General features: G+C 70.4%; 15 protein-coding genes. 13 read left to right on the forward strand and 2 right to left on the reverse strand.

Annotated elements, in window-relative coordinates:
* The 13 genes from NAMU_RS00255 to NAMU_RS00315 all read left to right on the forward strand — a co-directional run bounded on the left by NAMU_RS00255 (position 1) and on the right by NAMU_RS00315 (position 16,801).
* Positions 1 to 360, forward strand: a complete 360-nt coding sequence (locus tag NAMU_RS00255) for a hypothetical protein (protein ID WP_012813960.1) — start codon at positions 1 to 3, stop codon at positions 358 to 360.
* 24 nt (positions 361 to 384) lie between these two features.
* Positions 385 to 1,878 carry an amidohydrolase family protein gene (locus NAMU_RS00260; protein WP_052307719.1) on the forward strand — a complete coding sequence of 498 codons (1,494 nt, stop codon included), beginning with the start codon at positions 385 to 387 and terminating at the stop codon, positions 1,876 to 1,878.
* Positions 1,879 to 2,095: 217 nt separating this feature from the next.
* Positions 2,096 to 3,073, forward strand: a complete 978-nt coding sequence (locus NAMU_RS00265) for a quinone oxidoreductase family protein (protein WP_012813963.1) — start codon at positions 2,096 to 2,098, stop codon at positions 3,071 to 3,073.
* 47 nt (positions 3,074 to 3,120) lie between these two features.
* The gene (locus tag NAMU_RS00270) at positions 3,121 to 3,375 is read left to right on the forward strand and encodes a type II toxin-antitoxin system VapB family antitoxin (RefSeq protein WP_012813964.1); all 255 of its coding nucleotides are present in this window, start codon (positions 3,121 to 3,123) and stop codon (positions 3,373 to 3,375) included.
* Positions 3,372 to 3,773: a type II toxin-antitoxin system VapC family toxin gene (locus NAMU_RS00275; protein WP_012813965.1), complete on the forward strand. Its 402-nt coding sequence runs from the start codon at positions 3,372 to 3,374 to the stop codon at positions 3,771 to 3,773. Before NAMU_RS00270 ends, NAMU_RS00275 begins: the two co-directional genes overlap by 4 nt.
* Positions 3,774 to 4,170: 397 nt before the next feature.
* Complete coding sequence (locus tag NAMU_RS00280) at positions 4,171 to 7,596, forward strand: DEAD/DEAH box helicase (RefSeq protein ID WP_012813966.1); 3,426 nt, start codon at positions 4,171 to 4,173, stop codon at positions 7,594 to 7,596.
* 333 nt (positions 7,597 to 7,929) lie between these two features.
* Complete coding sequence (locus tag NAMU_RS00285; protein ID WP_012813967.1) at positions 7,930 to 9,468, forward strand: PTS mannitol transporter subunit IICB; 1,539 nt, start codon at positions 7,930 to 7,932, stop codon at positions 9,466 to 9,468.
* A gap of 229 nt (positions 9,469 to 9,697) precedes the next feature.
* On the forward strand, positions 9,698 to 10,135 hold the full coding sequence (locus NAMU_RS00290; protein WP_012813968.1) for a PTS sugar transporter subunit IIA: 438 nt from the start codon (positions 9,698 to 9,700) through the stop codon (positions 10,133 to 10,135).
* Between the two features lie 13 nt (positions 10,136 to 10,148).
* Positions 10,149 to 11,303, forward strand: a complete 1,155-nt coding sequence (locus NAMU_RS00295; protein WP_012813969.1) for a mannitol-1-phosphate 5-dehydrogenase — start codon at positions 10,149 to 10,151, stop codon at positions 11,301 to 11,303.
* A gap of 102 nt (positions 11,304 to 11,405) precedes the next feature.
* The gene (locus NAMU_RS00300) at positions 11,406 to 13,652 is read left to right on the forward strand and encodes a 6-phosphofructokinase (RefSeq protein ID WP_012813970.1); all 2,247 of its coding nucleotides are present in this window, start codon (positions 11,406 to 11,408) and stop codon (positions 13,650 to 13,652) included.
* 68 nt (positions 13,653 to 13,720) lie between these two features.
* Positions 13,721 to 14,887, forward strand: a complete 1,167-nt coding sequence (locus NAMU_RS00305) for an ATP-binding protein (RefSeq protein ID WP_012813971.1) — start codon at positions 13,721 to 13,723, stop codon at positions 14,885 to 14,887.
* Positions 14,884 to 15,954: a hypothetical protein gene (locus tag NAMU_RS00310; RefSeq protein ID WP_041368272.1), complete on the forward strand. Its 1,071-nt coding sequence runs from the start codon at positions 14,884 to 14,886 to the stop codon at positions 15,952 to 15,954. Before NAMU_RS00305 ends, NAMU_RS00310 begins: the two co-directional genes overlap by 4 nt.
* Positions 15,955 to 16,015: 61 nt before the next feature.
* The gene (locus tag NAMU_RS00315; protein WP_012813972.1) at positions 16,016 to 16,801 is read left to right on the forward strand and encodes a deoxyribonuclease IV; all 786 of its coding nucleotides are present in this window, start codon (positions 16,016 to 16,018) and stop codon (positions 16,799 to 16,801) included.
* Positions 16,802 to 17,043: 242 nt separating this feature from the next.
* On the opposite strand, the gene NAMU_RS00320 is transcribed toward NAMU_RS00315, so the two are convergent.
* Entirely contained in the window at positions 17,044 to 18,468 is a 1,425-nt protein-coding gene (locus tag NAMU_RS00320; protein ID WP_012813973.1) for an FAD-binding oxidoreductase, read from the reverse strand.
* A gap of 154 nt (positions 18,469 to 18,622) precedes the next feature.
* Positions 18,623 to 18,901 (reverse strand): hypothetical protein, encoded by a 279-nt coding sequence (locus tag NAMU_RS00325; RefSeq protein WP_012813974.1) that lies wholly within the window; start codon positions 18,899 to 18,901, stop codon positions 18,623 to 18,625.
* Positions 18,902 to 19,020 lie beyond the last annotated feature (119 nt).

The following is a 19,020-nucleotide window of genomic DNA, read 5'->3' on the forward strand; positions in this document are numbered from 1 at the left end:
ATGAGCAAGTACCTGCTGGACAAGTTCCTGTTCACCGTCGACCGTGACCCCGAGCTGGTGGAGCGGTACCGCGAGGACCCGGCCGGCACCGTCGCCTGGTGGGAGGCCGAGCGGGCCAACGTCATCCTCAACTGTCTGGAGGCCGAACGGTCGACCTGGCTGGCGTTCTCGGACGAGGAGCGGCGCGCCCTGACCGAGCACGATCACGTCGCCCTGTTCCAGCTGGGCGCGCATCCGTTCCTCACGCTGACCCTGTTCATCGCCATGTTCGAACGCGACCACGGCCCGCTGGAGTACCAGCTGGCCTACGGCGCGGCGATGAAGCACCTGACCCTGCCCTACCCCGACATCACCACCTGAGCCGCACGAGAAATGTGCCCTTCAATGACGAATCCCCAGACGAATCCCCAGTCCGACCCCGATTCCCTGGTCCTGCGCGGCGGCACCGTGCTGACCATGGACAAGACCCACACCGTGCTGGAAGGCGCCGACGTGCTCGTCGTCGGCGACTCGATCGCCGCGATCGGCGTGGGACTGGACGTGCCGGCCGGGACGATCGAGATCGACGCCGGCGGCGGCATCGTCATGCCCGGCATGATCGACACCCACCGGCACATGTGGCAGACCGCGATGCGCGGGTACGGGGCCGACTGGACCCTGACCCAGTACTTCGTCTGGTACTACCTCGAGCACGGCCGCAAGTTCCGCCCGCAGGACGTCGCCGCCGGCAACCGCCTGGCCGCCCTGGAGTCCCTCGAAGCCGGGGTCACCACCGTCGTGGACTGGTCGCACGGGCTGCAGACGGTCGAGCATGCGCAGGCCGCGGCCGACGCCCTGCAGTCGGTGCCGGGCCGATACGTGCTGGCCTACGGCAACATTCAGGCCGGCCCGTGGGAATGGACGGCCGACCCGGCGGTGCGGGCCTTCCTGGAGCGCTACCGGGACGGCGCCGGATCGCTTAACGGCGTGCGGCTGGCCTTCGATGTGACCGGCGACCCGGCGTTCCCGGAGCGGCCGGCCTTCGAGGTGGCTCGCGAGCTCGGGCTGGCCGTCACCACCCACGCCGGAGTCTGGGGGGCGACCGGCGACGACAGCATCCGGCAGATGTACGACGGCGGGTACATGCAGCCCGAGACCGTGTACGTGCACGCCGCGTCGCTGTCCACCGACTCCTACCACCGGATCGCCGCCACCGGCGGGTCGATCTCGGTCTCCACCGAGTCCGAACAGAGTGCCGGACAGGGCTACCCGCCCACCTGGCAGGTGCGCCGGCACGGGATCCCGGTGTCCCTGTCGATGGACACCAGCGTCTGGTGGAGCGGCGACCTGTTCTCGGCGATGCGCACCACCCTGGGCGCCGACCGCTCGCGGGAGCACTTCGAGGCGCACCTGAAGGGCGAGACGATCACGCACGCCGGGCTCCGGGCCGAGCACGTCGTCGACTGGGCCACCCGCGGCGGCGCCCGGGCCCTGGGCCGGGACGACCTCGGCAGCCTGGAGGTCGGCCAGAAGGCCGACGTCGTGCTGCTCAAGAACGACCACTCGACCGTGTCCTTCCCGGTGCTGAACCCCTACGGGCACGTGGCGTTCCAGGCGCAGCGGGACGACGTGCACACCGTCGTGGTCAACGGGGCGCTGGTCAAGCGCGACGGCCGGCTGGTCGACGTCGACCTGGCCGCCGTCCGGCGGGAGATCGAAGCCACCGTGGAATACCTGCGCAGCGAACTCGGGGAGCCGGCCTGGACGGCCGGCATGTACCCGGACCAGGCGGCGGTCGAACGGCTGGAGAACCCCTACCAGTACACGGATTTCAAGTCGGAGACGACGACCGTGGCCCGCGAGGAGGCATTCCGCGCGGAACTGGAGGATCGCCGGTGATGCCTGTCGATCTCGACGGGTGGGGCACTGCACCGCAACGGTACGGGCGCAGCGCGCACCGGACCCGGCGGCGCGAGGGGGGACCGTCGGGGGTCCTCCTGGCGCGGCCGGACACCGTCGTCGCCCGGCGCCGCTCCCACCGGCCCGCGGATCCCCGCGGGGCGCTCCGTGCGGCCCGGACGCAGTTGGCCGGCGGCCCGGTGGGGGTGTCGTGGTGATGGCACCACCGGAGACGGGGCCGGCCGCGTTGCTGCACGAGCCCGGGGCCGCGCCCCGCTACGGCGAGCACGCCCGGCCGGCGGCGACGGGCGAGGAGGTGCTCATCCGGGTCTCCGCGGCGCCGATCACGCCGTTGGACCGGCTCTGCGCGACGGGCCGCTCCTACTTCGGCGCCCCGGCCACCCCGTACGTGCCCGGCGTGCAGGGCGTCGGCGTCGTGGAGGCCGGGCCCGTGCCGGCCGGCACACCGGTGTGGTTCGCCACCGCGGCCGGGATGCAACCGGGGGACGGCAGCATGCGGGCCTGGGCCTGCGCGCCGCTGCACGACGTGGTCGCACTGCCCGCCGGAGTCGACCCGGTGCTGGTCGGTGCGCTGGGATTGTCGGCGGTGGCCGCCTGGATGGCGATGACCGGACCCGGGGAGCTTGCGCCCGGGGATCGGGTGACCGTGCTCGGCGCCGGCGGGGTGGTCGGTCAGGCGGCCATCCAGCTCGCCCGGCAGGCCGGTGCGGCGCGGATCGTCGCCGTCGCCCGATCCGGCGCCGCCCGCGAGCAGGCGCTGCGGCTGGGTGCCGACGCCGCGGTGGCGATCGAGGCGGACGACGACGTCGATACGCTCGCCGCCCGGTTGACCGCAGCCGCCGACGGGCCGGTCGACCTGGTGCTCGATCCCCTGTTCGGGATCCCGGCCGCCGCCGCCCTGCGCACGCTGCGGGTCGGTGGCCGGCTGGTCAACCTCGGCAGCAGCGCCGGCGAGACCGCACCGATCGACTCCTCGACGTTGCGCAGCCGTCAACTGCAGATCCGCGGATACACCAACAACGAGTTGTCCACCGCACAGCGCCGGGAAGCATTGCTGCACGTCGCCACCCAGGTCGCCGCCGGCCGCCTGGCGGTCGAGCATCAGCCGGTGGCGCTGGCCGACGTCGCCCAGGCGTGGGACCGGCCGGGTCCGCGGGTCGTCCTGGTGCCCTGACACCTTTCCTCCCCCGGGTCCAGTTTTCCTCCCGGTATGGTGGAAAAGTGGTGTTGAACATCAAGGATCCGGAAACCGATCGCCTCGCGCGCGAATTGGCCGCCGAAGCTGGTGAATCGCTCACCGTGGCCACCCGCCGGGCGATCGAGGAGCGACTGTCGCGTCTCCGCGCTCGGAAGCGCGCGAACGACCCCGATCTGGGTCTGGATGAGTTCATCCGACGAGGACGGGAACGTGCGGTGCTCGATGAGCGCTCGCCCGACGACATCATCGGGTACGACGAGCACGGCCTTCCTCGGTGAGTCCTGTCGTTCTCGACACCTCGGCCGTCGCCGCCGTGATCTTCGGTGAACCGGACGCCGAAGCCTTTGCCGCGGCCCTGACGCGCCATGGCGGTGAACTCAGCATCAGCGCCGTCACCCGCGTCGAACTCGAGATCGTCCTCGAGGCGAGGCAGGGATCCGAGGCGGTGTCCGACGCGGAGGCGATGTTCGACCGGCTGGGCGTCATCACCGAGCCGGTGGACGCCGCCCAGGCCGGCGCGGCCTTCGCGGCGTGGCGGCGGTTCGGGAAGGGCCGCCATCCCGCCGGTCTGAACCTCGGCGACTGTTTCAGCTATGCGCTCGCCCGAGCGGCGGGGGCGCCGTTGCTGTTCAAGGGCAACGACTTCGCTCAGACCGATATCGCCAGCGCGCTGTGACCGCGACCCCTGGCCGCAGACCGAACAAGGTCGGAGGCCCACCTTCACCTGGACTCGACTCCGCTCGGGACACCTTCACTCCGCCTTGGGGTTGCTTACTCCATGTCGATGTGGAGGAGGGAACACCGACCAGGCGCGGACTTGGCTGATGCGGAGTGGGGTCCGGCCCGGTGGCCCAGAGGGCGTTGGGCACCCGCGGGACGTCGCCGTGCCTTTCTTACTCAGTGACCTCCGTCGAGCGCCCACGACCCCCGTCGACGACACCACACCGGCGCCGATCCAGCCGGGCCGCACGAACCCGGCCTGTCGACCGGGCACTGTCGGACCCGGCTCCTACAGTCCCCACCAGGTCGACACCGTGGTGGCGACACGAGCGGACCGGGAACGGGGGACGAGCATGGTGGGCGAACCGGCCGGGCACGGGCGAGCGCACTGGCGAGGATCCTGGCCGGCGGCCACCGCCACCGATCATGGCTTGGCCTGGCATGTCGGGGATGTCGTCCTGGGCCGGGCCCGGACCGTGCTGGCTCACGGTGGCGTGCTCACCTGCACCCAGACCCGGCCCGGTGAACTGCAGGCCACCGTCAACGGCACCCGGCCGTGGCCCTACCAGGTCGGCGTGTCCTTCGTGATGTCCGGCGGGCGGGTGGGCGCTTTCGAAGGGGAGTGTGATTGCCCGGTCGAGCTGGACTGCAAGCACGCGGTGGCCGCCCTCCTGCACTACCTGGGCAGCCCGGATGGTCCCGGAGGTCGGGCGCTGTCGGTCATCGACTCCGGCGTCGACTCCGCCGATCAGAGCCAGGAGATCGACGAGGATGCCGCGCCCGGTTGGGAACAATCGCTGACCCAGCTGCTCGGGGCCTCGCGCAAGCCGCGGGTCGATCGGGACCGCGTGCACACCCTGCTGGCGCTGCAGGTCAGCGTCGCGCTGCATCCGTCGTCCGGCCCGTTCGGCGGCGCCGGCGTGCGGATCCGCCCCATCCAGTTCAACGCCCGCAACCGGTGGGTGAGCACCGGGGTGTCCTGGCGCGACCTGCGCTACGGCTACTACACCGCCCAGTACCGGCCCGAGCAGCTTGAATCCCTGCGCGGGGTCGCCGACCTGGAGCTGCGCCGCAACCCGCAGCAGGCCCTGACCACCTGGATCGGGCTGGACGGGCCCGGTGGTTCGCAGCTGTGGGATGCGCTGGCCGACGCGCAGCAGGTCGGAATCGATCTGCTGCTCGACGGGGCGCACACCCCGGTCGAACTGTCCGCGGATCCGGCCGAGATCGCCCTGGACCTGGTGCGGGCCGACACTCTGCGGGTCCGGCCGATCCTGCGGCTGGGCGAGCGGATCCTGGACCCCGACACCACCGCGCTGATCGGTCAGCCGGCCCACGGCCTGATCCTGGGTCTCGCGGCGGACCGCCCGGCAACCCCACCGATCACGGTGGCGCGGCTGCGTCGGCCCTTGACCGCCGACCTGGCCGGCATGCTTGACGCGGGCACCATCGAGATCCCGGCGCCGGACGAGAGCCGATTCCTGGCCGAGTATCTGCCCGGATTGCGCCGGCGCATCACCGTGCTTTCCAGCGACAGCTCGGCCCCCCTGCCCGAACCGTCGCCGCCGCGCGCGGTGCTGACCGTCACCCGTGGACCGGGGCACCGGGTGGCGCTGCACTGGCAATGGCAGGACGAGTCCGGACGCCGCCGTGACCTGGACGACCGCCGCGGCATCATTGCCTCCGACCGGACGGCGATGCGGCAGACGATCGAGGCGCTGCTGGCTACCGAGGTGCTGCCGGACGACGCCATCGGGTCCGGCCCGGACGGGCCGCAACCGCAGACCCGGCACCTGCTGCTGGGCGCAGCCGCCGTCCACTTCATGACCAGCGCCTGGCCGATCCTGCGGTCGCGGCCCGAGCTGCTGACCGAGCTCGACGGCCCGGATGCGGAGCTGGAGTACCGGCCGGCGTCCGGGCAGCCGGAGCTCGACCTCGGTGGCCATGACGACGGTGATGATGCGGGCAGTGACGAGGACGGTGACGAAACCGCTGCCGCCCGGGACTGGTTCGGGCTGTCGGTGCGGGTCAGGGTCGACGGGCAGGACGTGCCGTTTGAGCTGCTGTTCCGGGCCCTGGCCGGCGAGGACTCCCTGCTCATCCTGCCCAGTGGCACCTATCTGGACGTAGCCGACCTGGACGGCCGGTGGAACCGGCTGCGCGAGTTGATCGAAGAGTCCCGGGCGATGGACGACGCCGGCCCCGACGAACTCCGGATCAGCCGGCACACGGCGTCGCGCTGGGCCGAGCTGGAGGACACCGGCCTGCTCGGGCCGAGGGCAGCCGCCTGGCGAGAGCGGATGCGGGCCCTGGCCGTGGGTTCCGGCGAGCGGTACGCCGCGGGTCCGCTGCCGGCTGGGCTGCAGGCGCACCTGCGCAGCTATCAGCGCGAGGGCTTGGACTGGCTGCGCGAGCGCTTCGACCAAGGACTGGGTGGCGTCCTGGCCGACGACATGGGCCTGGGCAAGACCGTGCAGATGCTCGGTCTGATCGCGCACGCCCGGGAGCAGGATCCGGCCGGTCCGCCGCTGCTGGTCGTGGCGCCGACCAGCGTGATCGGCAACTGGGTGGCCGAGGCCGCCCGGTTCACCCCCGACCTGCGGGTCGTTCCGGTGACCACGGGCGGGGGTCGCCGCGGCCGTCCGCTGGCCGAGGTGATCGGGGGTGCCGACCTGGTCGTCACCTCCTACCAACTGTTCCGGCTGGGCGCCGACGAATACCGGGAACTGCCCTGGACGGCGTTGATCCTGGACGAGGCCCAGTTCGTCAAGAACGTGCAGTCCAAGGGTTTTCGGTGCGCCCGTGACTTTCCCGCGGCGGTCACCTTCGCGGTCACCGGGACCCCTCTGGAGAACAATCTGATGGAGTTCTGGGCGCTGCTGGCCGTCGCGGCGCCCGGGCTGTTCCCCGACTCGCGCCGATTCACCGAGCACTACCGGCTGCCGATCGAACGCGGTGGCGCGACGGAGCGGCTGGACCAGTTGCGGCGTCGGGCCGCGCCGTTCCTGCTCCGCCGGACCAAGGAGCAGGTCGCTCCGGAGTTGCCACCGAAGGTCGAGCAGGTCATCGAGGTCGACCTGAGTCCGCGACACCAGCAGGTGTACCAGCGGCATCTGCAGCGCGAGCGGCAAAAGATCCTCGGGCTGCTGCAGGACAAGCGGTCGCTGGACGACCACCGGTTCCAAATCCTGCGTTCGCTGACCCTGCTGCGGCAGCTGAGCCTGGACCCCTCACTGGTGGACGAGAGCTACCGGGACATCCCGTCCAGCAAGCTGGAGGTGGCCATCGACCGGATCTGCGAGATCGTGGAGTCCGGTCACCGGGTGCTCGTCTTCAGCCAGTTCACCCGGTTCCTGGCCCGGGCCCGGGATCAGTTGCATCACCTGGGCATCGCGCACTGCCTGCTGGACGGCCGGACCAAGGATCGTTCGGCCGTGGTCGAGGCGTTCCGGACGGGCGTGGCGCCGGTCTTCCTGATCAGCCTCAAGGCCGGCGGGTTCGGCCTGAACCTGACCGAGGCCGACTACTGCATCCTGCTCGACCCGTGGTGGAACCCGGCCGCCGAGGCCCAGGCCATCGACCGCGCGCACCGGATCGGCCAGACCAAGAACGTGATCGTTTACCGCTACGTGGCCCGGGGCACGATCGAGGAGAAGGTGATGGCGCTCAAGGCCGGCAAGGCCAAGCTGTTCGACGACGTGCTCGGCGCCGCCGCCGACGCGGGCCGGTCGGCCGGGTCACCGCTGAGTGCGGACGAGATCCGCGGCCTGCTGGAGTGAGGCCGCCGGAACGACCCGGACTGACCCGGAAACGATCTGGAACGATCTGGAACGATCTGGTTAGACCTGGAATGACCTGGAATGACGCAGCCCTCCCAAGATCGCGATGCGGTCTCGGCTGTGTCGCGATTCGACCGGTATTGGCCGCACTGACCAACTGGTCTTGATAACGGTGTCGGCAGTGGTGAATTCCTTCCGCCCGACCCCCTTGCGAATTCGCTGAGCGGGTTTATCGTGAGCCCGTCCGGAGCCCCGGTCCGTCTCCGGCGAAACAGTGAAGGAGACAGCGTCGACCGATTTTTCGTTGGCCTGCCAAAGAGGGAGAGGCACATCGTGACAGCTGACGCGAGCGCAGCCGGAACCACCAGCAAGACGTCGAGTACCCGAGTAGCGGTCCAGAAGTTCGGCACGTTCCTGTCCGGGATGATCATGCCCAATATCGCGGCGTTCATCGCGTGGGGTTTGATCACTGCTCTGTTCATCGAGAAGGGGCCGTTCCCGATCGCGGTGATCGGCGGGTTCGGGGTGGACGACGCGGGGGATCCGAATCCGGGGTTGGTCGGGCCGATGGTCCGGTACATGTTGCCGATCCTGATCGCGGCGCAGGGCGGCCGGATGATCTACGGGGTGCGGGGCGCGGTGGTCGCGGTCGTCGCGACGATGGGCGTGATCATGTGCACGCCGCAGCCGATGTTCCTCGGCGCGATGGTGATGGGCCCGTTGGCGGCCTGGTTGATGAAGAAGTTGGACTCGGTCTGGGACGGCAAGATCAAGCCCGGTTTCGAGATGCTGGTCAACAACTTCTCCGCGGGTTTCCTGTCCGCCGGTTTGGCCATCGCCAGCTTCTACGTGTTCGGGCCGATCATCGAGGGTCTGTCCTCGGCGTTGGGTACCGGGGTGGACTGGCTGATCTCGCACAGCTTGTTGCCGCTGGCCAGTTTGATCATCGAGCCGGCCAAGGTGTTGTTCCTGAACAACGCGATCAACCATGGGGTGTTGACCCCGCTGGGGATCAACCAGTCGGCCGAGACCGGGCAGTCGATCCTGTTCCTGCTGGAGGCCAACCCCGGTCCGGGTGTCGGTCTGCTGATCGCGTACTCGATCTTCGGGACCGGTCTGGCCAAGAGCACCGCCCCGGCCGCGGCGATCATCCAGTTCTTCGGCGGGATCCACGAGATCTACTTCCCGTACGTGCTGATGAAGCCGCTGACCCTGATCGCGACGATCGCCGGCGGCATGGTCGGCATCTTGACCCTGACCATCTTCAACGCCGGTCTGCGGGCGCCGGCCGCGCCCGGGTCGATCATCGCGGTGTTGATCCAGACACCGGGCAGCAGCCTGGTCGGGGTGTTGTTGTCGGTGACGTTGGCCGCGGTGACCAGTTTCGTGATCGCCTCGATCATCCTCAAGGCCAGTAAGAAGACCGAGGAGAGTGGTGATCTCGCGCAGGCCACGGCCAAGATGGAAGGGATGAAGGGCAAGAAGAGCGCTGTTTCCGGGGTGCTCACCGACATCGAGGCGCAGAAGGAGGAGGCCGACGAGGCCCGCGAGGCCGCGACCCGGTCGGCGCCGATCCACAAGATCGTGTTCGCCTGCGACGCCGGGATGGGTTCGTCGGCGATGGGTGCCTCGGTGCTGCGGAACAAGATCAAGAAGGCTGGGTTCGCCGACATCACCGTGGTCAACGTGGCCATCGCGAACCTGGTCGACGATGTCGATCTGATCGTGACCCATCAGGACCTGACCGCCCGGGCTCGGGACAAGGCCCCCCACGCCCAACACGTCTCGGTGGCCAACTTCATGAACAGCCCCAAGTACGACGAGATCGTCGACGAGCTGCACGTCACCAACCCGCAGGGCAGTAGCGCCTGATTCGACCGGTCCGGCACCCCGGGACCCAACCGCGGTCCCGGGGTGCCGCCGTGTTCACGCCACGGTTCGACCCGGGCGGCAGGGCGCCGACGGTGCCCTGCGCGGGTCGACGTTCTGTGCCATTGTCGGAACCGACCGAACTCACGACGGGCCGGCCAACGGCCCGCCGAGCAACCCCGGCCGCCATCACGGCGTGGGCCGACGAGCCGACAAGCGAGGAGCCACCGGTATGGGCGACATTCTGACCGCGTCCCAGATCAAGACCCCCGGCACCGCCACGAACAAGGACGAGGCGATCCGGGAAGCCGGTCAGATCCTGGTCGATTCCGGCGCGGTCGGCCCCGAGTACATCGACGCGATGTTCGAGCGGGAGAAGTCGGTGTCCACCTACATGGGCAACTTCCTGGCCATCCCGCACGGCACCAACGAGGCCAAGGACTCGATCAAGGCCTCCGCCCTGTCGGTGGTGCGCTACGAGAACCCCATCGACTGGGACGGCAACGAGGTCCGCTTCGCCATCGGCATCGCCGGCTACGAGGGCGGCCACCTGGAGATCCTGGGCAAGGTCGCGATCATCTTCTCGGACATGGACGAGGTCGACAAACTCGTCGCCGCCGGATCCAGCCAGGAGATCTTCGACCTGCTCAACGCGGTCAACGAAGACTGACCGAGGAGTCGACATGAGTCCCACAGCCGTCCATTTCGGCGCGGGCAACATCGGGCGCGGGTTCGTCGGCCTGATCTTGCACCGGGCCGGGTACGAGGTGGTCTTCGCCGACGTCGCCGAGACCCTCATCGATGCCCTGCAGGTGACGCCCAGCTATCAGGTCATCGAGGTCGGGCTCGACTCGCGGACCGAGCGGGTCGACAACTACCGGGCGATCAACAGCCGCAGCCACGACGCCGAACTCGTCCGCGAGCTCGCGGCGGCCGACATCGTCACCACCGCGGTCGGTCCCACCGTGCTCAAATTCGTGGCGCCAACCATTGCCGCCGCGCTGCTCAAGCGGTCCGCCGATCAGCCCCCGCTGGCGGTGATGGCCTGCGAGAACGCGATCAACGCCACCGACGTGCTGGCCGGGCACATTCGTGAGCACTGCTCGGACGAGGAATGGGCGGCGATCACGCCCAAGGCGGTCTTCGCCAACACGGCGGTCGATCGGATCGTGCCGGCCCAGGCGGCCGACGCCGGGCTCGACGTCACCGTCGAGACCTACTTCGAGTGGGCGATCGAGAGCCCGCCGTTCGGATCCAACCCGCCGGAGATCCCGGACGCGACCTGGGTGCCCGACCTGGCGCCCTACATCGAACGCAAGCTGTTCACCGTCAACACCGGTCACGCGACCACCGCCTATCACGGCCGGCTCCGGGGAATCAGCAAGCTCTCCGACGCGCTGGCCGACGAGCAGGTGCGGGCGGCGGTGGAGGGCGTGCTGGGCGAGACCAAGGCGCTGCTGGTGGCCAAGCACGAGTTCAGCGACGAGGCCCAGCAGGCCTACGTCGACAAGATCCTCACCCGTTTCGCCAACCCGCATCTGCCCGATACCACCGAGCGGGTCGGCCGGCAGCCGCTGCGCAAGCTGTCCCGCAACGAGCGGCTGATCGGTCCCGCGGCCGAACTGGCCGAACGTGGCATCACCCCGCATCACCTGCTGGCTACCGTCGATGCGGCCCTGCAGTTCGACGTCCCGGAGGACCCGGAGAGCGTCGAGATGCACGAGCTGCTGCGCACGCTGAGCCCGGCGGAGGCCACCGAACGGATCACCGGCCTGACCCCTGAGCACCCCTTGTACGCCGAGGTGCTCGCCGTGGTCGGCAAGCGCGTCACCGTATGATCTGGGCGCCGTAACCCGCCGGAGTGGCCGACCGGTGTCGTTCGGCGCCGGGGTGGGACGGACTGTGGCCAAGTGGTTGAACGAGCAGATTCGAGGTCCCGCATGACCCCGCCGAGCCCCGCCAAGCGCCGCCTTGCCGTGATGACCAGTGGTGGTGACGCGCAGGGCATGAACCCGGCCGTGCGCGCCGTGGTGCGGACCGCCCTGCATTACAACGCGGACATCTACGCCATCTACGAGGGCTACCGGGGTCTGATCGAGGGCGGCGACCGGATCCGGCCGGCGACGTTCGACGATGTCAGCGGCATCCTCAACCGGGGCGGCACGGTGATCGGCACGGCTCGGTCGCTGGAGTTCCGCGAGCGGTCGGGGCGGCTCAAGGCGGTGCACAACCTGGTCGAGAAGGGCATCGACCGGCTCGTGGTGATCGGCGGCGACGGCAGCCTGTCCGGCGCCGACCTGCTGCGCCGGGAATGGTCGTCGCTGATCAACGAGCTGGTCGAGACCGGCAAGATCGACCAGGAGACGGCCGACCGGCACCCGGCGCTGATGATCACCGGTCTGGTCGGGTCGATCGACAACGACATGATCGGCACCGACATGACGATCGGCGCCGATTCGGCGCTGCACCGCATCGTCGAGGCGATCGACTCCATCTCCAGCACCGCGGCCAGTCACCAGCGCAGCTTCATCGTCGAGGTGATGGGCCGGCACTGCGGTTACCTGGCCCTGATGAGCGCGATCGCCGGCGGGGCCGATTACGTCTTCATCCCGGAGAACCCGCCCGCCCCGGGCTGGGAGACGCATCTGTGCGCGCAGATCAGCAATGTCCGGGCCTCCGGGCGCCGCAACAGCATCGTCGTGGTCGCCGAGGGCGCGCAGGATTCCGACCACAACCCGATCGACAGCGACTACATCCGCCAGGTGCTCGAGGATCGGCTGGGGGAGGACACCCGGGTCACGATCCTGGGCCACGTCCAGCGCGGTGGTGCGCCCAGCGCGTTCGACCGCTCGATGAGCTCGCAGCAGGGCTTCGCCGCCGTCGAGGAGGTCCTGTCGGCCACCGCGGACACGGTGCCCTCGATCATCGGCGTCCAGCACAACCGGGTGGCCAAGGCGCCGTTGATGGAAAGCGTGGCCAAGACCCATGAGCTGGCCAGCCTCATCGCGGCCAAGGACTACGACACCGCGTTGACCCTGCGCGGGGACAGCTACACCGAGCTCTCGCACGTCTTCCATTCCATCTCGCACGCGCTGCCCGGGGTGCGGCAGAAGACCAAGTCCAGCCGCATCGCCGTGCTCAACGTGGGCGGGTTGGCCCCGGGCATGAACGCGGCCGCCCGCGTCGCCATCCGGCTCGGCCTGCACCGCGGGCACACCATCCTGGGGGTCAAGGGCAGCTTCGCCGGCCTGGCCGAGGGTGACGTGCAGGAGATGCAGTGGGGTGACGTCGAAGGCTGGAGCAGCCGGGGCGGGGCCGAGCTGGGCATCAGCCGTAAGGTGCCCACGGTCCGGGACCTGTACGCGATCGGCCGCGGCCTGGAGACGCACGGCATCGACGGGTTGGTCATCATCGGCGGGTGGGACGCCTTCGAGTCCGCCCACACCATGTGGCGGGAACGGGACCGCTACGAGGCGTTCAAGATCCCGATGATCTGCCTGCCGGCCAGCATCGACAACAACCTGCCGTACTCCGAGCTGTCCATCGGCGCGGACAGCGCGCTGAATCTGATCGTCGATTCCATCGACCGGGTCCGCCAGGCCGGGGCCGCCCAGCGCCGGGCCTTCGTGGTGGAGACGATGGGCGGCAACTGCGGTTACCTCGCCTTGCTGGCCGGCCTGTCCGGCGGAGCGGTCCGGGTCTACCTGCACGAGGAGGGCATCACCCTCAAGGATCTCTCGGTTGACGTCGAGCGGATGGTGGACAGCTTCCGGGCCGGTCAGCGCCTGTTCATGGTGGTGGCCAACGAAAAGGCCAGCCCGATGTACACCAGCGACTTCCTGTGCCGGCTGTTCGAGCAGGAGAGCCAGGACCTGTTCGACGCCCGCAAGGTGGTGCTCGGACAGACCCAGCAGGGTGGCACACCGTCGCCGTTCGACCGGATCCTGGGCACCCGGCTGGCCGCGCACGCCATGGACTGGATCAGCAACGAGATCGACCGCAGCCGGGCCGACAACGCCGTGATCGGCACGATCAACGGTTCGGTGAAGGTCATGTCGATGCGTCAGGCCGAAGATCTGGCCGACTGGGAGAACCGCCGCCCGTTGAAGCAGTGGTGGATGGACCTGCGGCCGATCCTGGACGTGCTGGCCCAGCGGCTCCCGGTGGAGCAGACCCGCACCTTCTGATCGTTCCAGCAGGACTCTTTCTTACACTTCTTACTGTAAGAAGCGTGAGAAAGAGTTATTCTGAGTCCGTGCAGCTTTCCGGGCGTCCGTTGTTGGACAACGCCGCCGACCAGCGATTGTTCGTCGGCCGTGCCCAGGAGATCGATCGCATCGAGCGCTCGCTCGGGGCGGGACTGAACTGCCTGCTTACCGGGGTGGCCGGCAGCGGGAAGACCTCGTTGGTCCGCGCCGTGATGTTCCGGGCGCACCGGGCCGGCCGGCGCGCACCCCGGTACTACGTGCGGGGCGGGGCGGCCCGGACCGCGGCCCAGCTGCTGGCCGAGGTGGTGGGGGTCGTTCGCGGCGGAGCCCGGTCCGCGGCTGCGGCGCCGGACGGCGACCCGCTGACGCTGTTGGACGAGCTGGCCGAGGTGCTGGAGGTCGATGCACTCGACGGGCTCGATCCGGATGCGGACCGCGAGGACGAGTTGGGGCAGCCGACCCGCCCACCCGGCCCCCCGGTGCTGGTGATCGACGACGTCACGGCGGCGGCCGGGGCCCAGCTGTTCGGGGCCCTGCGCGACGAGGTCTGGCAGCTCGGCGCCCTCTGGTTGGTGACCACGACGCCGGCCCAGGCGCTGGACCTGGTCCGGCCGCCGGCCGACGTCTTCTTCGAGACCCGGGTGACCCTGGATGCCCTGGACGGGCCGGAGGTGGCCGACCTGCTGCGCCGCCGACTCGATCCGGCGGGATCGGCCGCGGTGTCGGGCGAGCCGTCCATCGACCCGGCCGAGCTGGTCGACGCCGTGCTGGCCGGCCGCCCGGACACCCCGCGGCGGGCGTTGGAGGCGGCCCGTGAATGGGTCACCAACCCCGGTGTCGGACCCTCCGGGTTGACTGTGGCGCAGGAACACCGGGCTCGGGCGGAGGCGCTGGAGAACGTGAGCCGGCCCGCCCGGATGCTGGCCCAGGAGCTGGAGGCGATCGGCTGGGCCGCCGCGTCGGACGAACGGCTGCTCGACCGGTTGGGCTGGACCCGGACCAGGGTGATCCAGGTGATCGGCGAACTACGGGACGAGGGGCTGGTACAGATGCGGGAGGAACGACGCGGCCGGGGCCGGCCGCGCAAGCTGTTCCGGGTCGTGCCGGCGGCGGAGTTCACCCCGCGGTCCGACCCGGCCGGGGACCCCGTGGACAACCCGGACACCACCGGAACCCTCGCCCCCGGGACTGACCCGGCGGCGGTCCGCCGGTGACCCGCGAAGACCTGGAGCTGCTGCACGACGCGGGGGCGTTCAATCCCTCACCCCGGCAGCAGACCCTGTACGCCACGCACGTGCCGTTCGACACGATGACGGCCTCCCGCGGGTGCGAGCGGGCGCTGGCGGCGGCGCTGCGCCGGCACGAGCGGGTCGCCCTGCTGGGCAACAGTGGCGCGGGCAAATCCAGCGTCATCGCGGCCACCCTGCACCCGCTGGTGGAGGACCTGGTGCCGCTGCCGCTGCCGGTGGCGGTCGAACGGCCCGAGGTGGCCGGTGACCCCGTCGCCTTCGTCCGCCACCTGGTCCAGGTGGTCAGCCGGCTGGTGCAACGCTCCGTGCCGGAGCGGGCCGGGCAGGCCCGCCGGATCGAGAAGGAGACCCGGCCGAAGTACAAGCGGGCCAAGGCGGTCAGCGTCGCCCCGGGCCTGGTCGGCATCTCGGTGCGGCTGGCCTACGAGCTCGACGCCGCCGTGCAGGAACCCAGCACCACCAGTGACCAGGTGATGGACCAGGGCCGGCAGATCCTGGACCTGTTCCGCGCCGACGGGCTGACCCCGGTTCTGGTGCTCGACGACACCGACCGCTGGCTGTCCGCGCCCTGGCTGCCGGACAACCGGGCCGTCCGGTCTGCCTTTTTCGCCACCGTCCCCCGGCTGCTGGCCGAGGAACTCGACAGCGCGGCCGTCATCGCGGTCCATCCGACCTACGTCGACGACGACGCCTACCGGGCCGCCCGCGGTTTCCTGTCCCGGACGATCGCCGTGCCGGCGGTGCCCTCGGCGGGCGCCGTGGCGGCCATCCTGCAACGTCGGATCGCGCTGGCCCTGGACGGCCGCGGCACGGCCGCGGACCCGGACGCCGACGGGGTCGATCTGACCGAAATGCTGGACAGTGCCGCCCTGGTCAGCCTGTTCGACTACTACACGGGCCGGCCCTCGGACGTGCGGCGCAACCTGCTGCTGGTGGTGCAGGCGGCCCTGACCCTCGCCGTCGACGACCCCGACGCCGCCCGCATCGAGCGGCGTCACGTCGAGCTGGCGATCGCCGAGGGCGCCGGCTGATCGACCCCACTCGCGAGCCGCCGGGGCCGGCGGTGTCGGACCTCGGCGCTACTCTCGCCGCATGGTGATGCTGGGAGTGCATGTCGGAGCCCGGGAGGACGACGGCGACCCGGTCGCGGAAGCGGCCGCGTCCGGCGCGGACGGGGTGCAGGTCTTCCTGGCCGACCCGCAGGGCTGGAAGACGCCCAAGGCCCACCCGCACGCGGAGGCGATGCGGGCGGCCGGGCTGACGGTGTTCGTGCATGCGCCCTACATCGTGAACGTGGCGACCACCAACAACCGGATCCGTATCCCGAGTCGCAAGCTGCTCGCGGCGCACGCCAAGGCCGCCGCCGAGACCGGCGCCAGTGGGCTCATCGTGCACGGCGGGCACGTGCTGGCCAAGGACGATCCGCAGGTCGGGTTCGACAACTGGCGCAAGGTGTTCGAGCGGCAGGCGCAGGAGGGTGGCTTCCCGGTCCCGGTGCTGATCGAGAACACCGCCGGTGGGGACAAGGCGATGGCCCGGACCCTGGAGGAGATCGCCCGGCTCTGGGATGCGGTCGGCGAGTTCGACGCCGGGTTCGTCCTGGACACCTGCCACGGCTGGGCCGCCGGACTGGACCTGAGCAGCGTCGTCGACGACATCAAGGCCATCACCGGACGGATCGACCTGGTGCACGGCAACAACTCCCGGGACGAGGCCGGCTCCGGTCGGGATCGGCACGCCTCGTTCATCGACGGCGAGATTCCCGCCGCTGTGTTGGCGGACGTGGTGCGGGCGGCCGGCGCCCCGGTGATCCTGGAGACCCCGGGCGGCCCGGACGAGCGGGCCCCGGAAATCCAGTTCCTGCGCTCCTCCCTCTGATCCGGCCCTCTGATCCGGCCCTCTGATCCGGCCCTCTAGTCCGGCCCTCTGATCCGGGCCGAGCACGACAGCGTCCCGACGCCGTGGGCAGTGGCGTCGGGACGGTCACGTCGGACCCGGAGGGTCCCGTCATATATGGGCACCTGCGCGGCGAGGCCGCATCGGTGAGTGCACGGGAGCGGTATTGCGATTCAGGTGATGCGCGGATTCACGGTGACGCGCGTGGGGGACGCGGCGGTCGATCAGAAGAACTCGTCCTCGACCTCGTAGGTGCGGCGCACCGGGTGGTTGCCGAGCAGGACCCCTTGCGGGTCCAGCGCCGACTTGAGCGCGACCAGCCGGCCGTAGTTCACCGGGTCGAAGCCGGCCGCCGTCTCGGTCTGGTTCTCCTGGAAGTTCAGGTAGGTGCGGCCGGAGCCGAACGGCGCCAGCGCGGCGGCGAAGGCCTGGGCGTCCCGTCGTCCGGCGGCCGCCATCTCCGGCGTGGCCGCCAGCGCCCCGCCGAAGGCCAGAAACGCCCCGGGCATGGTCGGCATGGCCCCGGCGCCCGGGTGCGGGCGAGCCAGCGCGCCACCGAGCTGACGCAGCTCATGCATCATCAGGCTGGATCCGGACCCGGGTCGGGCCAGGTCCAGGAACGTTTCGATGGCCGCCTCGGGCATCGCGTCCAGGATCGCCGTGTCCGACACCGACGGCATGGGGCTGTCCGGATCCATGTGCAGGCCGCTGAGCGTCTCGACCGGCACCCGGGCGAAGGTGTCCACCTCGGGCTGCAGATCCCGCAACGGGGCAAGGATCTCGGCACTGCGGGCGTCGGAGGCCAGCACCGCGCCGTCGATGATGAGCAGGCTACGGCCCCGGAACGGGGCGGGGATCTCGGGCAATGGCGGCAGGCTCATCACGCGCAGCGAGGTGGTGACCTCGTCGGGCGCGTCGCCGGCCCACTGGACCCACCGCCGCAGCACGGGTTCGGCCATCGCGGCATCCCAGACCAGCATGCCGGCGACCGTGGTGGCGAACGGGAAGGTCCGGAATTCCAGTGCGGTGACGATGCCGAAGTTGCCGCTGCCGCCCCGCAGCGCCCAGAACAGCTCGGTGTTCTGCTCGGCATCGGCGCGCACCAGCGCACCGTCCGCGGTGACCACCTCGACGGCGGTGACGTTGTTGGTCTGCAGGCCCAAGGCGCGGGCGTACCAGCCGAGCCCGCCGCCGAGGGAGTAGCCGGCGATGCCGACGTCGGGGGCGGAGCCGTGCAACACGGCGCGGCCGTGCGCGGCGGCCGCGGTCACCGCGGTCAGCCACAGCGTGCCCCCGCCGACCCGGATGCCCTGGCGGTCCGGGTCGACCTGGACCGAGTTCATCGCGCCGGTCCGGACGATCACCACATCGTCCAGCCGGCCGAGCGGCCCGGCGTTGTGTCCGGTGGTCTGGGGGGCCACCCGCAGACCGGCCGCCGCCGCCGCGCGCACGACCTGTGCGGTCTGCCGGGCATCGGCCGGTCGGGCGACGGCCGCCGGGCGCTGGTCGACCGCGAGATTCCAGGCCTGCCGGGCGGCGTCGTAGCCGGGGTCCCCGGGCAACTGGACGTCGCCGGCGCACAGGCCGCGCAGCGAGTGGGCCACCGCGCGGTCCTGGATGCGGGGCCGGGCGAGGTGGTGGATGGTCATGGTGGAGTCCTCCAGTGGCGTTCTCGGTGAGTACGTTCACTGTGGATCCGGGCCCTTAAGGGCCACTGATGTCCGGCTTAAGCCCGACATCGGGCCCGGCACAAGTCGGCGTCAAGCGCCGACCCGTGCCGGTTACCGAATGAGTGCGTGGTGGTTAACAAGTGGCGGGCCGGTTGGCCAGCACCCGGGACAGCCGCTGGCTCAGCCGCAGCAGTCCGGACGTGATCATGACGTCGACCTGGTCGTCGGCCACCGCGAAATGCTCGGCGATCCGGCGCCGGGTGAAGCTGAGCAGCCCCGGGTCCAGGTCGACGCAGAAGGCGGCGCCGGCGACTCGTTCGGTGGCCACGGGCAGGCCGGCCCGCGGGTCGGCGGCAGTTTCGGTCGGGCGGTTCGTCAGGTCGGTCGGGATATCGAGCAGGAGTGCAGTCATCGGGTGGACCTCAATTCGTGATGGATGACGGTGGACAGATCGACCGTGCTCAGGACACGAAGAGGGTCGTCACCCCCAGCACCAGGGCCAGGCCGAGCAGGGAAGCCACGGTCACGACG

The organism is Nakamurella multipartita DSM 44233, assembly GCF_000024365.1.
In the GTDB taxonomy this organism is placed as follows: Bacteria; Actinomycetota; Actinomycetes; order Mycobacteriales; family Nakamurellaceae; genus Nakamurella; species Nakamurella multipartita.

What these genes read in the sequence shown, in the direction of transcription:
- NAMU_RS00255 (WP_012813960.1), top strand. Translation starts at nt 1, where the DNA reads ATGAGCAAGTACCTGCTGGACAAGTTCCTGTTCACCGTCGACCGTGAC.
- NAMU_RS00260 (WP_052307719.1), top strand. Translation starts at nt 385, where the DNA reads ATGACGAATCCCCAGACGAATCCCCAGTCCGACCCCGATTCCCTGGTC.
- NAMU_RS00265 (WP_012813963.1), top strand. Translation starts at nt 2,096, where the DNA reads ATGGCACCACCGGAGACGGGGCCGGCCGCGTTGCTGCACGAGCCCGGG.
- NAMU_RS00280 (WP_012813966.1), top strand. Translation starts at nt 4,171, where the DNA reads ATGGTGGGCGAACCGGCCGGGCACGGGCGAGCGCACTGGCGAGGATCC.
- NAMU_RS00290 (WP_012813968.1), top strand. Translation starts at nt 9,698, where the DNA reads ATGGGCGACATTCTGACCGCGTCCCAGATCAAGACCCCCGGCACCGCC.
- NAMU_RS00295 (WP_012813969.1), top strand. Translation starts at nt 10,149, where the DNA reads ATGAGTCCCACAGCCGTCCATTTCGGCGCGGGCAACATCGGGCGCGGG.
- NAMU_RS00300 (WP_012813970.1), top strand. Translation starts at nt 11,406, where the DNA reads ATGACCCCGCCGAGCCCCGCCAAGCGCCGCCTTGCCGTGATGACCAGT.
- NAMU_RS00315 (WP_012813972.1), top strand. Translation starts at nt 16,016, where the DNA reads ATGGTGATGCTGGGAGTGCATGTCGGAGCCCGGGAGGACGACGGCGAC.
- NAMU_RS00320 (WP_012813973.1), bottom strand. Translation starts at nt 18,468, where the DNA reads ATGACCATCCACCACCTCGCCCGGCCCCGCATCCAGGACCGCGCGGTG.
- NAMU_RS00325 (WP_012813974.1), bottom strand. Translation starts at nt 18,901, where the DNA reads ATGACTGCACTCCTGCTCGATATCCCGACCGACCTGACGAACCGCCCG.